The following is a 15,199-nucleotide window of genomic DNA, read 5'->3' as shown; positions in this document are numbered from 1 at the left end:
CGATGCGCCTGAAGTGCATTCGCCTGGCCGGGTTCAAGTCGTTCGTCGACCCGACCACGGTCAACTTCCCCAGCAACATGGCTGCCGTGGTGGGGCCCAATGGCTGCGGCAAGTCCAACATCATCGACGCGGTGCGCTGGGTGATGGGCGAGAGTTCGGCCAAGAACCTGCGTGGCGAGTCGATGACCGACGTCATCTTCAACGGCTCATCCGGTCGCAAGCCCGTCAGCCAGGCCAGCATCGAGCTGGTCTTCGACAACAGCGAAACCACGCTGCTTGGCGAATATGCCGCCTACGCCGAGATCTCCATTCGCCGCAAAGTCACCCGTGACGGGCAGAACACCTACTACCTCAACGGCACCAAGTGCCGGCGTCGTGACATTACCGACATCTTCCTCGGTACAGGCCTGGGGCCGCGCAGCTATTCGATCATCGAACAGGGCATGATCTCCAAGCTGATCGAAGCCAAACCTGAGGAACTGCGCAATTTCATCGAGGAAGCCGCGGGCATCTCCAAATACAAGGAGCGCCGCCGCGAGACCGAGAACCGTATCCGCCGCACCCAGGAAAACCTCGCCCGCTTGACCGACCTGCGCGAAGAGCTGGAGCGCCAGCTCGAGCGCCTGCACCGCCAGGCCCAGGCCGCCGAGAAGTACCGCGAATACAAAGCCCAGGAGCGTCAGCTCAAGGCGCGCCTGTCGGCGCTGCGTTGGCGCGACTTGGACGAGCGTGTGCGCCAGCGCGAGGCCGTCATCGGCGACCAGGAGGTGGCCTTCGAGGCCCTGGTGGCCGAGCAGCGCAATGCCGATGCAAGCATCGAGCGCCTGCGTGATGGCCATCATGAGCTGTCCGAGCGTTTCAACCAGGTTCAGGGCCGGTTCTATTCGGTCGCAGGCGACATCGCCCGGGTCGAGCAGAGCATCCAGCATGGCCAGCAACGCCTGCGCCAATTGCAGGACGACCTCAAGGAGGCCGAGCGTACCCGTCTGGAGACCGAGTCTCACCTGGGGCACGACCGCACCCTGCTGGCGACTTTGGGTGAAGAGCTGGCGATGCTCGAACCCGAGCAGGCGCTGACCCTGGCTGCGGCCGAGGAAGCCACCGCCCACCTTGAGGAGGCCGAGGCGGGCATGCAGGGCTGGCAGGAGCAGTGGGACACGTTCAACAACCGGTCGGCCGAGCCGCGGCGTCAGGCCGAAGTGCAGCAGTCGCGCCTTCAGCAGCTCGAAGCCAGCCTCGAGCGTCTGGCCGAGCGCCAGCGCAAGCTGGGCGAGGAGCGCGACCAGCTGGGTGCCGACCCGGAAGGCGAGGTGCTGCTCGAGCTGACAGAACAGCTCGCCGCTAGCGAGTCGCTGCTCGAGGATCTCCAGCTGGGCGAGCAACAGGTGGTCGAGCAGCTCGAAAGTGTACGCGAGCAATTACAGTCGGCCACCGAGGCTCACCAGCAATCCCAGGGTGAGTTGCAGCGCCTGGGCGGACGTCTGGCTTCCCTGGAGGCCTTGCAGCAAGCCGCCCTGGAGCCCGGTGCCGATGCTGCCGACTGGCTGCGTGGCCAGGGCCTGGCACAACGGCCGCGCCTGGCCGAAGGCTTGCGGGTCGAGCCGGGGTGGGAACTGGCTGTGGAAACTGTGCTCGGTGCCGACCTGCAGGCGGTGCTGGTCGATGGTTTCGGTAACCTGGACTTCGCTGCCCTCGAGCAGGGCGAACTGCGCCTGACCTTGGAGCGGCCCCAAGGTGCCCGGCTGCCGGGTAGCCTTCTGGATAAAGTCGAAGGCCACACGGATCTCGCGCCCTGGCTCGGCCAGGTGCGCCCGGTGGAGAGCCTCGAGCAGGCCCTGGCGCTGCGCGAAGGCCTGGGTGAGGGCCATAGCCTGGTCAGCCGCGACGGCTACTGGGTCGGGCGGCATTTTCTGCGGGTCAATCGGGGTGGCGAGTCCCAGGGGGGCGTGCTCGCCCGTGGCCAGGAGATCGAGCGCCTGGGCCTTGAGCAGCGCGAATTGGAAGAGCGCCTGGAGCACTTCGACCGTGAGGTCCAGGCCCGTCGCGAACAACAGCGCGAGCTGGAAGCGCAGCGTGAGCAACTGCACCGGCGCACCCAGGAGGCAAGCCGCCAGCAGGGCGAGCTCAAGGCACGCCTGTCGGCTGGCCGCGCCCGTGCCGAGCAGGTGGCGTTGCGTCAGCAGCGCCTGGGCGAAGAGCTGGCCGAGCTGCAGGAGCAACGCGCCCTCGAGCATGGACAACTGGGCGAGGCGCGCCTGGTACTGCAGGAAGCCCTGGAGCAGATGGCCCAGGACACCGAACAGCGTGAGCAGCTGATGGCCCGCCGCGACACCCTGCGCGAAGGCCTGGACCGCATTCGCCAGGAGGCTCGCCAGCACAAGGATCACGCCCACCAGCTGGCCGTACGCCTGGGCTCGCTGCGTGCCCAGCACGACTCCACCCGCCAGGCCCTGGAACGCCTGGAGCTGCAGGCGGCGCGCCTGAGCGAGCGCCAGGAACAGCTGAACCTGAACCTGGAAGAAGGCGAGGCGCCGCTGGAGGAGTTGCGCCTGAAGCTCGAAGAGCTGCTCGAGCGGCGCATGGGCGTCGATGAAGAGATGCGCCAGGCCCGCCTGCACATGGGCGAGGCTGACCGCGAACTGCGCGATGCCGAGCGCCGCCGTACCCAGGCCGAGCAGCAGGCCCAGTTGCTGCGTGGCCAGCTGGAGCAGTCGCGCCTGGAGTTCCAGGGCCTGGACGTGCGCCGCAAGACGCTGCAAGAGCAATTGCTGGCCGATGGCTATGATTTGCAGGGCGTGCTCGCCACCCTCGAGCCCGAGGCCAGCGAGCAGGGCACCGAGCAGGAACTGGAGCAACTGGACGGGCGGATCCAGCGCCTGGGCGCGATCAACCTCGCGGCGATCGAGGAGTATCAGCAGCAGTCCGAACGCAAGCGCTACCTGGACGCCCAGGACGCTGACCTGGTGGAAGCCCTGGAGACCCTTGAAAACGTCATTCGCAAGATCGACAAGGAGACCCGCAACCGCTTCAAGGATACCTTTGATCAGATAAATGCCGGTTTACAGGCACTTTTCCCAAAAGTTTTCGGTGGCGGCAGTGCCTACTTGGAACTGACGGGCGAAGATCTACTCGATACTGGGGTGACGATCATGGCGCGCCCGCCGGGCAAGAAAAACAGCACCATCCATCTGCTGTCCGGCGGCGAGAAGGCGTTGACCGCCCTGGCACTGGTGTTCGCCATCTTCAAGCTGAACCCGGCACCGTTCTGCATGCTCGACGAGGTCGATGCCCCGCTGGACGATGCCAACGTCGGGCGTTACGCCAGGTTGGTCAAGGAAATGAGCGAAAGCGTGCAGTTCATCTACATCACCCATAACAAGATCGCCATGGAAATGGCCGAACAATTGATGGGGGTGACGATGCACGAGCCGGGTTGTTCACGTCTTGTTGCAGTTGATGTGGAGGAAGCGCTGGCCATGGTCGACGCCTGATGAGAGAACAGAGGGCACGAACCAGAGGGAAATGCCCCCGACATGTGCGACAGACGGTGTAAAGTTGTCTTTGGTCGTGCTAGCTTAATGTCACTTGTTTTTTGCGTGGGTAAAACGCCTGTCAGAACATAGAGTTGGCGCCACGTGTTAAAGGGCTTTGAAGCCTTTGTTTTCAAGCATATTTTTTAGAGGCACGGGATTACATGGAAATCGGTCTGCGCGAGTGGCTGATCGTCATCGGCGTCATTGTCATCGCCGGTATTCTTTTCGACGGCTGGCGCCGCATGCGCGGCGGCAAGGGCAAGTTGAAATTCCGTCTGGATCGCAGTTATTCCAACCTGCCGGACGACGAGGGCAGCGCCGAGGTGCTCGGCCCTGCTCGGGTGCTGGAAACCCAGAAGGAACCTGAGCTGGACGAAAGCGACCTGCCGTCGGTCAGCGCACCGGCGCGCGAGCGCGAGCCCAAGCCGGCCAAGGCTGCCAAGCGTGGCAAGCGTGCGGGTGAGCCGCAACAGGGCGACCTGAACCTGGCTGCCGAGCCGCGCGAGCCCGACCTGTTCGCCGATGCCGACGACGACTACCCTGCCGACAAGCGTCACAACGGCGCGGCAGCGGGCAGCAATACCGTCAAGGAGCTGCCGCCGGCGGAGGAAGTGCTGGTGATCAGCGTGATCTCCCGTGACGAGGGTGGCTTCAAGGGGCCGGCCCTGTTGCAGAACATTCTCGAAAGCGGCCTGCGTTTCGGCGAGATGGACATCTTCCACCGCCACGAAAGCATGGCCGGCCACGGCGAGGTGCTGTTCTCCATGGCCAACGCGGTCAAGCCGGGCGTGTTCGACCTGGACGACATCGACCACTTCAGCACCCGCGCGGTGAGCTTCTTCCTGGGTCTGCCCGGGCCGCGTCATCCGAAGCAGGCCTTCGACGTGATGGTGGCTGCGGCGCGCAAGCTGGCCCACGAACTCAACGGCGAGCTCAAGGACGACCAGCGCAGCGTGCTGACCGCCCAGACTATCGAGCACTACCGCCAGCGCATCGTCGAGTTCGAGCGCCGCGCGCTGACCCAGAAGCGTTGATGTAGCCAAGCGGGTGGATCAGCCTCGATTCTGCCCGCGAGATTTCAACGAAAGCGTAGCCCGTAGGCTGGTACTGTTCACTCAAGCTATTTGTGGCATTCGTTGGGGCTGCTATGCAGCCCATCGCGGGACAAGCCCGCTCCTACAGTGCGATTCCTGTAGGAGCGGGCTTGTCCCGCGATGGGGCGCGTAGCGGCCCCAATTGCTTAGGTACACAGCATTGGCTCCAGGCTGCTCTTTTGCTTTGCAAGAGAAAACGGACGATGAACGCCGAAAACCGTATCCATGAATTGCGTGCCGAGCTCGACCAGCACAACTACCGCTATTACGTGCTGGACGAACCGAGCGTGCCCGACGCCGAATACGACCGCCTGTTCAACGAGCTCAAGGCCCTGGAGGCCGAGCACCCCCACCTGGTGACGCCCGACTCGCCGACCCAGCGGGTAGGCGGCGCGGCGCTGGCGGCGTTCAGCCAGGTTCGTCACGAAATCCCCATGCTCAGCCTGGGCAACGCCTTCGAGGAGGACGACCTGCGCGATTTCGATCGCCGGGTAGTGGAAGGCCTGGACCTGCCGTCAGGCGACCTGTTCGCCGACGAGGCGGCAGTCGACTACAGCTGCGAGCCCAAGCTCGATGGCCTGGCGGTCAGCTTGTTGTACCGCGATGGCCTGCTGGTGCAAGGCGCCACCCGTGGCGATGGCACCACGGGCGAGGACATCAGTGCCAACGTGCGCACCGTGCGCAACATCCCGCTCAAACTGCAAGGTAGCGGCTGGCCGGCAGTGCTGGAGGTTCGTGGCGAGGTCTACATGAGCAAGGCTGGCTTCGAACGCCTCAACGCCGCCCAGGCCGAGAGCGGTGGCAAGACCTTCGCCAACCCACGCAACGCGGCCGCCGGCAGCCTGCGCCAGCTTGACTCGAAGATCACCGCCAGCCGCCCGCTGGAGTTCTGTTGCTACGGGGTGGGCCAGGTGTCCGAGACCATCGCCGACAGCCATATCGGGATCCTCGAGAAGCTCAAGGGCTGGGGCATGCCCATCAGCCGTGAGCTCAGGCATGCCGCCGGGGTCGAGCAGTGCCTGGCCTACTATCGCGACATCGGCGCCCGGCGCAACGACCTGCCCTATGAAATCGACGGCGTGGTATTCAAGGTCAACAGCCTGGCCGCCCAGCGCGAACTGGGTTTCCGTGCCCGTGAGCCACGTTGGGCCATCGCCCACAAGTTCCCGGCCATGGAAGAGCTCACCGAAGTGCTCGATGTCGAATTCCAGGTCGGCCGCACGGGTGCGGTGACGCCGGTTGCACGGCTGAAGCCGGTCAAGGTGGCGGGTGTCACCGTTTCCAACGCCACCTTGCACAACATGGACGAAATCGCCCGTCTGGGCCTGATGATCGGTGACACCGTGATCATCCGTCGGGCCGGCGACGTCATCCCGCAGGTGATGCAGGTGGTGGCCGAGCGCCGTCCCGAGAGCGCCCGGCCCGTGCAGGTGCCCAGCCAGTGCCCGGTCTGTGGTTCGCAGGTCGAGCGCACCCAGCTGGTCAAGCGCAGCAAAGGCAAGGAAACCACCAGCGAAGGCGCGGTATACCGTTGCGTCGGCCGCCTGGCCTGTGCGGCCCAGCTCAAGCAGGCGATCATCCACTACGTCTCGCGCCGTGCCATGGACATCGATGGCCTGGGCGAGAAGAGCGTCGAGCAGTTGGTCGATGAAGGCCTGATCCGCTCGCCGGCCGACCTGTACCGCCTGACATTCGAGCAGGTGGTCGAGCTCGAAGGTTTCGCCGAGGTCTCCAGCAACAAGTTGCTGGACGCCATCGAGGCCAGCAAGCGGCCCAGCCTGGCGCGCTTCATCTTCGCCCTGGGGATCCCGGATGTCGGCGAGGAAACCGCCAAGGTCCTGGCCCGTTCCCTGGGCAGCCTGGCGCGGGTGCAGCAGGCCTTGCCGCAAGTGTTGACCTACCTGCCGGACATCGGCCTGGAAGTCGCCTACGAGATCCACAACTTCTTCGAGGACGACCACAACCGCGACGTCATCCAGCAGTTGCTCGACAGTGGCCTGCAGTTGCAGGACGAAGGCGAGCTGGCCGCCGAGTTCGCCGCCAGTACCACCCTGGACGGCATGATCGCCAAGCTCGACATCCCCTCGGTCGGCCCGACCGGTGCGCAGAAGCTGGTGGCCAAGCTAGGCACCCTGGACAAGATCATCGAAGCCGACGGCATCGACCTGCGCCAGGCCTTGAACACCAAACAGGCCGAGGCCGTGCGCGAGTTCTTCAAGGCGCCGGCCAACCAGCACCTGGCCCGCGCCATCGAGGCGCAACTGCTGGCATTCGGCATGCACTGGGCCAGCGAGAAGAAGGTCGCAGAAGGCCTACCCCTGGCCGGGCAGACCTGGGTCCTGACCGGCACCCTGGAGCGCATGAGCCGCGACATCGCCAAGGACAAGCTCGAAAGCCTCGGCGCCAAGGTGGCCGGCTCGGTGTCCGGCAAGACCCATTGCGTGGTCGCCGGTCCCGGCGCCGGCTCCAAGCTGGCCAAAGCCAACGAGCTGGGCCTCAAGGTGCTCGATGAAGATGCCTTCGTCACCTTCCTCGAGGCCCAGGGCATCGCCGTCTGATCGACGAATGGGACAAGTCATTGAGAAATGATGGTTTTTTCTCGATGCAGAGGTTGTAACTTCGCCCCAGACCGGTACAATGGCGCGGCTCGTCACTTGGCGAGCCGCGCAGTGGTGGCCCCATCGGTCCCCCCGCAACGATTACCCGTTAACCTGGTCAGGCCCGGAAGGGAGCAGCCATAGCGGGAACATCGTGTGCCGGGGTGTGGCTGGTGGGGCCGCCTCCATTTTTGGCCTCTGCCAAAGCCGTTTCATCCTTCCGACCTTGCCCCGCACCCAGCCGTCAACGCCTGGTAATACCACGCACCTTTCTCCCGCCCCTTCGCGCGCCTTATCATGCAAGGCATTCCGCCAGTCCGTTTTGGCCGCGAGGTAACGACCATGGACCACATAGACGACCAGACCCGCCACAAGATCCGGGAGTGGCAGGTGCGCCGCCTGGAGATCAAGGACCTGATGGCTGCCCACCCCGAGCGGGTGCTGGAGCTGACCAAGGTGCTTGACCAGATGGAAGAAGAGCATGAGCGCATACTGGGCGAGGCCGAGGTGGTGAGCAGCGACAAGCCGGTCGTGACGAGCCCCGGTGGGTTCGAGTTGCAGTTGCGGGTTTCGGCCGGCAACGCCCGGCACCTGCGCAAGCTGCTGGAAATGGCGTTGTACGAGCTCGACGGCGTGATCGAGGCCGACGGCGAGGCGGGCGCTGGCCAGGCGCGGGAATACCCGGGCGGGATGAGCGGCAGCCTTGGGGCCTATGAATACGCATTGCAGGTAGCGGCTGGTGCCGAGCCGTGCGCTGTTGAATGATTTTGGCGTGAGCGCGTATGCAACCTGAACACTACGATTTCACCCGCCCGGTGTTCCTGCCGGTGACCGCAGAGACCTGCCAAGGCCTGCTCGATGCACCTGGGTTGCCTGCGTTGGAGGCTCTGGACGATCCGCAGTTGGCTGCGGTGCTGGTCATCCAGCATCTTGCCGATGCCAAAGGGCAGGTACTCGACCCGGCGGCTGCCGAAAAAGTGCTGGCCAAGCTGCTGGCCTGGGCGGTCGATGGGCGCCATTCGCCGGGCGTTGGGTTGCTGTCGGAAGCGCGTCGGTTGTTCGATGCGCGCAAGCTGTACTTCGGCCTCGAAGTCATGAAGGGGGCGAAGCTGCATCTGTTACCGGCGGACGAAGTCGATGCGCGCGATTATCTGTTGCCCGATGGCAAGTGGGATTTCGAATTCAAGGTCCGTCGGCACCTGAACAACAACCCGTTCCGCCAGCAGGCCATCACCGGCATGAACAAGGAGCGATGGCTCACCGATGCGCAGGACAAACTGGTCCGGGTGGTGCGAGCCAACCCGGAGGAGGACCTGCATGTGCAAGGGTATGCCGGCATCGGCAAGAGCTATCTGCTCGGCGCCTTGATCGATTGCCTGCCGACAGGCCGGGTACTGCCGTTGGCACGTACCACCGGGAAGCTGCAAACCCTGCGCCGCCGCCTTGGCGTGCAGGCCGACAGCAAGCGCGGCAAGACCTTCGGTGAGTTCGCCCAGGAGCTGCTGCAAGGTGCACGACGGCCTGCGGCCAAGCCGGCCCGGTTGCCGCGCAAGTGCGCCCTGGCCGAGGAGTTGGGGATTCTCGGCGTTCGCCAATACGGGCCGGAGAAGGCGCTGGAGATCTGCCTGGAGGTGCTGAAGGCCTATTGCGAATCGTGGGACTACAGCATCACTGCCCGGCACCTGCCGTTCTTCGAGCAGCCTTTGTCGAATGTCGACAGCCGCGTCCTGCTCGAATATGCAAGCCGCCTATGGACGTACTTGCAGGCCAACCCTGCGTGGGACCGCCACAGCGGTTTTGCGCCACTGTTGCTGGTCAAGCGCGCGAGCCTGGCCGGTTGCAGCGTGCCGACGCACTACAGCCATGTGATCATCGACGAGAGCCAGGACGTGCCGGCGTCGCTGCTGCAGATCATCGAGCGTGGCCGCCAGGTGCTGATCACCCTGGGCGACGAATACCAGCGCGCCTGGGGGCCGGGTTTGCGCAGGCAGCGCGAGGTACGCCAGCGCGAGATTGCCTTCTCCGTGCGCAGTGGGCCCCAGGTCGAGCGTTTGATCAACCCGCTGATCAGCGTGCATTCGCAGAAGTCCAAGCTCGCCTTCGAGGGCGCCGGTAGCGCCGAAGTCGGGATCGAGTTCTATCCGCAAGGGTTCGTGCCACCGGTCGGGTGCGTGGTGTTGACGGCCTCGCACTGGGACACCATGAAATGGGCCATGGAGCTGGCGGGCAAGCGTTGCGCGCTTGGCTTTGCCGAACAGTCGGGTATGCCGGCCTTCATGGAGACCGCAGTCAAGCTCTTTCGCGGCGAGCACGATGGCGATACCTCGCACCCGTATTTTGCCCATAGCGCCGACTGGCGCCAGGTGCAAGATGCTCACCGTTACGACGCGTCGTTCCTCTGGGTGCAGGCCCGGCTGCAGGAAAGCTTCAGGATGGCCGACCTGAATGCGCTCAAGGCGCAGGTGACCGGCCAGCCGGGCAGCGTCATGCTGATGCTGGCCGAGGATGCCGGGGGGCTGGAGTTCGATCACGTGCTGCTGACGCCGGAGCTGATGAGCACCGAGCCGTTCAAGGATGCCTATGCATTCGATGCTCGGGTCTGTGCGGTGTATATCGCCCTGTCGCGAGCCCGTCGGCAGCTGTACCTGCCCTACGATGTGCAGGAATGGGTGGCCTATCACAAGGGCCAGCCGTTCCGGGAGTCTCACGGTTATTGAAGGGGGACTGTACCGGCCCAATCGCAGGGCAAGCCCGCTCCCACATGACCCTGCACGTCGTAGCCTATGGTCGATAACCCAACCTTGTCGGGCTGCGAACACCGACCCTGTGGGAGCGGGCTTGTCCCGCGATTGGGCCGGCGGGCTAACACTTGCGCACCTACTTCCCCGTCCGCGTATTGAACATGCTGTGTATGGTCTCGGGTATTGCGTAGGAGTTGCCTTGCAGTATGACCGGAGATTTCCGGCATCTATGTAGGAAATTAATTCTTATTATCCAAGCTCATCACAAGAATAAGCGGAGACGCAAACATGCAGATGAGCACAATGAAACAAGAAGAGCTGACCCCGCTTCAGGGGGTTGCCATCGGGCTTGTCGTGTTGGGGATCATCATTTTTCTGAGCGCTATTGCGCTTGCGTAGCGAGGCTCAGCGATCGATGGCCTGGCGGGACGCGGCTGGTTGTATCGCAGGTGCGCCGTAGCGTTGGACGATCCGGTCGATCTGCCCTGACCGCTTCATGCGAGCCAGCGCTTCGAGGATGTGCTGGGTAGGAATAGCCGGGTCGTCGCGGACCATGCAGTGCAGGTCCTGTTCCTCCAGCACGGCCAGGGCCGGCAGTTTCCAGGCGGGCGGCTGCTGGCGGTTGAACCAGTGCAGGGAGAGCGCATTGCTCACGGCATGGCGATAGCGCCCGGCCTGCAGTTTCTGCAAGACCAGCAGCTGGTTGCGGCTGTCTTCGCGGTGCAACCTGCCTTGGGCGAACAGGCCCTCCAGGGCAGGGTAGCTGTACCCCAGCACGGTGCCCACCGGTTGCTGCACCAGCTGGTCTACCTGGGTGGGGCGCTGCGTGCCAGGGCTGCCGACCAGCAGGTCGCTCTGGCGAAGCAGGGGTACGCTCCACACGAAGTTGGCGAAGCGTTCGCTGAACCATTGGGGCGTGACGTAGCAGCGCACGTCGATATCGCCGTTGTCCATGGCCTGCTTGAGCCGCAGGCGGGCCATCAGGTGATAGCGTGGGCGCACGCCTGCTTCGCGGGCCAGGGCCTGCATCAGGTCGAACAGGATGCCTTCGACCGGCTGACCCTGCTCCAGGCGGATCAGCGGCATGCTCCAGCTTTCGGCCACGGAAAAACGCAGCACCGGCTGCTGCGCCAGGCTGTGGCTGGCCCAGAATACGAGGATGAGCAGGACTCGCCGCACGTCAATCCTCCTTGATCGCTGCCAGAGCGTGCCTGTTCATAGCGTAGACGAGTTCGGCAGGGTGCAATTTTGCCCTCGCTCCGCTAGCATTAGCGATCTTCCGCTCGTTCAGGTTGCGATGGTTTTTGATGAGTTATCAGGTTCTTGCACGTAAATGGCGCCCGCGCTCGTTCCGCGAAATGGTCGGGCAGACCCATGTGCTCAAGGCTTTGATCAACGCCCTGGACAACCAGCGCCTGCACCATGCCTATCTGTTCACCGGTACCCGCGGCGTGGGCAAGACCACCATCGCGCGTATCATCGCCAAGTGCCTGAACTGCGAGACCGGCATCACTTCCACGCCGTGCGGTACCTGTTCGGTGTGCCGGGAGATCGACGAAGGCCGCTTCGTCGACCTGATCGAGATCGACGCCGCGAGCCGCACCAAGGTCGAAGACACCCGCGAGCTGCTCGACAACGTGCAGTACGCCCCTAGTCGTGGGCGCTTCAAGGTCTACCTGATCGACGAAGTGCACATGCTCTCGACCCACTCGTTCAACGCCCTGCTCAAGACGCTGGAAGAGCCGCCGCCCTACGTCAAGTTCATCCTGGCCACCACCGACCCGCAGAAGCTGCCGGCCACCATCCTCTCGCGCTGCCTGCAGTTCTCTCTGAAGAACATGAGCCCGGAGCGGGTGGTCGAGCACCTGAGCCATGTGCTCGGCGCCGAGAACGTGCCCTTCGAGGAAGATGCCCTGTGGCTGCTCGGCCGCGCGGCCGATGGCTCGATGCGCGATGCCATGAGCCTGACCGACCAGGCCATTGCCTTCGGCGAAGGCAAGGTCTTGGCCGCGGACGTACGGGCGATGCTCGGTACCCTCGACCATGGGCAGGTCTATGGCGTGCTCCAGGCCTTGCTCGAAGGCGACGCCCGGGCACTGCTCGAAGCGGTGCGAAACCTGGCCGAGCAGGGCCCGGACTGGAACGGCGTACTGGCCGAGATGCTCAACGTGCTGCACCGCGTTGCCATCGCCCAGGCGTTGCCCGAGGCTGTCGACAACGGCCAGGGCGATCGCGACCGGGTGCTGGCCCTGGCTTCGGCACTGCCGGCCGAAGATGTGCAGTTCTATTACCAGATGGGCCTGATCGGTCGTCGCGACCTGCCACTGGCGCCGGACCCGCGCGGTGGCTTCGAGATGGTCCTGCTGCGAATGCTGGCCTTCCGCCCGGCCGATGCCGACGATGCACCGAAGCCGGTACTAAAGCCGGTGGGGATCAGCCAGGCCACAGCTGATCCGGCAACACCGGTGGCAGCCGCGGAGCCTGCCGTCGAGCCGGTTGTCGCCGTCGAGCCGGAGCCCACCGCTGCACCTGCGGACGTACCGGCCGTGGCCGACCCTGTCGTCGAGCCTGTCGAGGCGTTGCAACAGGCGGTTGAACCCGCTCCGCCCGCGTACCCTGAGCGCGACCCCGAGCCTGAGGTGCAGGCCGAGGTCCACGCGCCAGAGCCGCAGGTGGAGGAGGTCATCGACCTGCCATGGGAGGAGCCTGTTGCTCCGCACGCACCTACCGCTGCGGCGCCTGCCCCTGAGCCGGTACCTGCACCAGAGCCGAGCGTGGAGCAATCGAACGACGACGAGCCGCCGTTCGACCCGTCTGCGTACGGCCCTGTCGGTATGGACCGGGACGATGAGCCTCCGCTGGACGAGGATTACTACACACCGGACAGCGACCCGGCAGCCTTCAGCTACCTGGACGAGCTGGCCGAGCATGTCCATGAGGCCGAGCCGGCCAAGGCGCCGGAGCCACTGCCAGCGGCCAAGCCCGCCACGGGCCTGGCCTTGCAATGGCTGGAATTATTCCCGCAGTTGCCTGTGTCGGGCATGACAGGCAACATCGCCGCAAACTGCACGCTGATCGCCGCTGAGGGTGATGACTGGTTGCTGCACCTGGATCCGGCCCAGGGCGCGCTGTTCAACTCGACCCAGCAGCGGCGTCTGAACGAAGCGCTCAACCAGCACCTGGGGCGTACCCTGCGCTTGAAGATCGAGCTGATCCGGCCGGAGCAGGAGACGCCAGCCCAGGCTGCCGCGCGCAAGCGTGCCGAGCGTCAGCGTGACGCAGAAGTGTCGATCGAGCAGGACCCGCTCATCCAGCAGATGATCCGGCAGTTCGGTGCGACGGTGCGGCAGGATACTATTGAGCCTGTACAGGCCCTGGCCAGCCAGGACGAATAACGGATAACCATGCGCCCGGCGCTGCGTCGGCCGCATCACATGAACCAATCGAGGTGTACCCCATGATGAAAGGTGGCATGGCCGGCCTGATGAAGCAGGCCCAGCAAATGCAGGAAAAAATGCAGAAGATGCAGGAAGAGCTGGCCAACGCCGAAGTCACCGGCCAGTCTGGTGGCGGCCTGGTGAGCGTGGTAATGACCGGTCGTCACGACGTGAAGCGCGTCAGCATCGACCAGAGCCTGATGTCGACCGAAGAGGACGACAAGGAAGTCCTGGAAGACCTGATCGCGGCTGCGCTGAACGACGCCGTACGCAAGGTCGAGCAGAACAGCCAGGAAAAGATGGGCAGCATGACCGCTGGCATGCAACTGCCGCCTGGCTTCAAGATGCCGTTCTGATGCGTTGCCGGTGTTGACCGGCTGCCTATCGAAGCCGCTACCGATTATCGGGGCGGCTTTTTTTATAGCAGGGGATAGGATTATAGATTGCGTGGGCGCTGGATCTTCGCACCACTACGCCACGCGAATCATACCCGCGTCCATTTGACGTGAATGACCCTGATGGGTATAAACCGCCTCCTATTGATCTGTCAGGCCTTTCCCATGAGCTTCAGCCCCCTGATCCGCCAACTGATCGACGCCCTGCGTACCTTGCCCGGCGTCGGCCAGAAAACCGCCCAGCGCATGGCCCTGCAGCTGCTCGAGCGCGACCGCAGCGGCGGCCTGCGCCTGGCACAGGCCCTGAGCCAGGCCATGGAAGGCGTCGGCCACTGCCGCCAATGCCGCACCCTGACCGAGCAGGAGTTGTGCCCCCAATGCGCCGATACCCGCCGCGACGACACCCAGCTGTGCGTGGTCGAAGGCCCGATGGACGTGTATGCCGTGGAGCAGACCGGGTACCGCGGTCGCTATTTCGTGCTCAAGGGGCACCTATCACCCCTGGATGGCCTGGGCCCAGAGGCCATCGGCATTCCGCAGCTGATGGCACGGATCGAAGAGCAGGGTACTTTCAGTGAGGTGATCCTGGCCACCAACCCTACCGTTGAAGGGGAGGCGACCGCTCACTACATCGCCCAGCTGCTGGCCGAGAAAGGCCTGACCGCCTCGCGGATCGCCCACGGCGTGCCGCTGGGAGGGGAGCTGGAGATGGTGGATGGCGGGACCTTGGCCCATGCATTCGCAGGGCGAAAAGCCATTTCGTTGTAAGCCGATACGCCCCTCCCTGTAGGAGCGGGCTTGCCCCGCGATCGGGCCGCAAAGCGGCCCCGCAGGCATCAATATTCGCTGAGCGAAAACTCGGTCAGGCAGAAGGTCGGCACCCCGGCCGCCTGCAGGCGACGCGAACCTTCCAGTTCCGGCAGGTCGATGATCGCCGCTGCCTCGAACACCTCGGCACCGGTACGTCGCACCAGGTTGGCAGCCGCCAGCAGGGTGCCGCCGGTGGCGATCAGGTCATCGAAGATCAACACCGAATCACCCTCGCACAGGCTGTCGGCATGCACCTCCAGGAAGGCTTCGCCGTATTCGGTCTGGTAGGCCTCCGACAGCACGTCGGCCGGCAGCTTGCCTTGTTTGCGGAACAGGATCAGGGGCTTGTTCAACTGGTGGGCAATGATCGAGCCGATCAGGAAGCCACGGGCATCCATGGCACCGATGTGGCTGAACTCGGCCTCGACGTAGCGCTCGATGAACTGGTCGGCGACGTAGCGCAGCCCACGGGGCGACTGGAACAGCGGGGTAATGTCGCGGAAGATCACGCCCGGCTTGGGGAAGTCCGGGACCGGGCGGATCAGGGCTTTGAGGTCGAAGGTATCGCAGTGCATGTGGCTTTCCTGGAAAA

General features: G+C 64.4%; 10 protein-coding genes and 1 other RNA gene. 9 read left to right on the top strand and 2 right to left on the bottom strand.

Annotation, left to right across the window (positions count from 1 at the left end):
- Window positions 1-2 precede the first annotated feature (2 nt).
- The 6 genes from smc to K8374_RS15845 all read left to right on the top strand — a co-directional run bounded on the left by smc (window position 3) and on the right by K8374_RS15845 (window position 9,941).
- Complete coding sequence (gene smc, locus K8374_RS15870; RefSeq protein ID WP_224456347.1) at window positions 3-3,491, top strand: chromosome segregation protein SMC; 3,489 nt, start codon at window positions 3-5, stop codon at window positions 3,489-3,491.
- Between the two features lie 203 nt (window positions 3,492-3,694).
- Complete coding sequence (gene zipA, locus K8374_RS15865; protein ID WP_224456346.1) at window positions 3,695-4,567, top strand: cell division protein ZipA; 873 nt, start codon at window positions 3,695-3,697, stop codon at window positions 4,565-4,567.
- A 263-nt stretch (window positions 4,568-4,830) separates the two neighbouring features.
- Complete coding sequence (ligA, locus tag K8374_RS15860; RefSeq protein WP_224456345.1) at window positions 4,831-7,185, top strand: NAD-dependent DNA ligase LigA; 2,355 nt, start codon at window positions 4,831-4,833, stop codon at window positions 7,183-7,185.
- A gap of 121 nt (window positions 7,186-7,306) precedes the next feature.
- An RNA gene (gene ffs, locus K8374_RS15855) (signal recognition particle sRNA small type) lies at window positions 7,307-7,403 on the top strand.
- Between the two features lie 163 nt (window positions 7,404-7,566).
- Window positions 7,567-7,989: a hypothetical protein gene (locus K8374_RS15850; protein WP_224456344.1), complete on the top strand. Its 423-nt coding sequence runs from the start codon at window positions 7,567-7,569 to the stop codon at window positions 7,987-7,989.
- Window positions 7,990-8,006: 17 nt separating this feature from the next.
- Entirely contained in the window at window positions 8,007-9,941 is a 1,935-nt protein-coding gene (locus K8374_RS15845; protein ID WP_224456343.1) for a hypothetical protein, read from the top strand.
- Between the two features lie 429 nt (window positions 9,942-10,370).
- Here the strand turns inward: K8374_RS15845 and K8374_RS15840 are convergent, their stop codons facing one another.
- On the bottom strand, window positions 10,371-11,144 hold the full coding sequence (locus K8374_RS15840) for a substrate-binding periplasmic protein (RefSeq protein ID WP_224456342.1): 774 nt from the start codon (window positions 11,142-11,144) through the stop codon (window positions 10,371-10,373).
- Between the two features lie 128 nt (window positions 11,145-11,272).
- On the opposite strand from K8374_RS15840, the gene dnaX reads away from it, so the two are divergent.
- The 3 genes from dnaX (at window position 11,273) to recR (ending at window position 14,565) form a co-directional block, all read left to right on the top strand.
- Window positions 11,273-13,360, top strand: coding sequence for a DNA polymerase III subunit gamma/tau (dnaX, locus tag K8374_RS15835; protein ID WP_224456341.1), 2,088 nt, complete (start codon window positions 11,273-11,275; stop codon window positions 13,358-13,360).
- Between the two features lie 62 nt (window positions 13,361-13,422).
- Window positions 13,423-13,758: a YbaB/EbfC family nucleoid-associated protein gene (locus K8374_RS15830; RefSeq protein ID WP_084854642.1), complete on the top strand. Its 336-nt coding sequence runs from the start codon at window positions 13,423-13,425 to the stop codon at window positions 13,756-13,758.
- Window positions 13,759-13,962: 204 nt separating this feature from the next.
- Window positions 13,963-14,565 (top strand): recombination mediator RecR, encoded by a 603-nt coding sequence (gene recR / locus K8374_RS15825; RefSeq protein ID WP_224456340.1) that lies wholly within the window; start codon window positions 13,963-13,965, stop codon window positions 14,563-14,565.
- Window positions 14,566-14,633: 68 nt separating this feature from the next.
- On the opposite strand, the gene K8374_RS15820 is transcribed toward recR, so the two are convergent.
- Window positions 14,634-15,182, bottom strand: coding sequence for an adenine phosphoribosyltransferase (locus K8374_RS15820; protein WP_084854644.1), 549 nt, complete (start codon window positions 15,180-15,182; stop codon window positions 14,634-14,636).
- Window positions 15,183-15,199: the final 17 nt, after the last annotated feature.

The organism is Pseudomonas sp. p1(2021b) (genome assembly GCF_020151015.1).
In the GTDB taxonomy this organism is placed as follows: Bacteria; Pseudomonadota; Gammaproteobacteria; order Pseudomonadales; family Pseudomonadaceae; genus Aquipseudomonas; species Aquipseudomonas putida_K.
This window is presented reverse-complemented; position numbering and strand designations above follow the sequence as displayed.

Coding starts and splice junctions, on each gene's coding strand:
- smc (WP_224456347.1), top strand. CDS start 3: ATGCGCCTGAAGTGCATTCGCCTGGCCGGGTTCAAGTCGTTCGTCGAC.
- zipA (WP_224456346.1), top strand. CDS start 3,695: ATGGAAATCGGTCTGCGCGAGTGGCTGATCGTCATCGGCGTCATTGTC.
- ligA (WP_224456345.1), top strand. CDS start 4,831: ATGAACGCCGAAAACCGTATCCATGAATTGCGTGCCGAGCTCGACCAG.
- K8374_RS15850 (WP_224456344.1), top strand. CDS start 7,567: ATGGACCACATAGACGACCAGACCCGCCACAAGATCCGGGAGTGGCAG.
- K8374_RS15845 (WP_224456343.1), top strand. CDS start 8,007: ATGCAACCTGAACACTACGATTTCACCCGCCCGGTGTTCCTGCCGGTG.
- dnaX (WP_224456341.1), top strand. CDS start 11,273: ATGAGTTATCAGGTTCTTGCACGTAAATGGCGCCCGCGCTCGTTCCGC.
- K8374_RS15830 (WP_084854642.1), top strand. CDS start 13,423: ATGATGAAAGGTGGCATGGCCGGCCTGATGAAGCAGGCCCAGCAAATG.
- recR (WP_224456340.1), top strand. CDS start 13,963: ATGAGCTTCAGCCCCCTGATCCGCCAACTGATCGACGCCCTGCGTACC.
- K8374_RS15820 (WP_084854644.1), bottom strand. CDS start 15,182: ATGCACTGCGATACCTTCGACCTCAAAGCCCTGATCCGCCCGGTCCCG.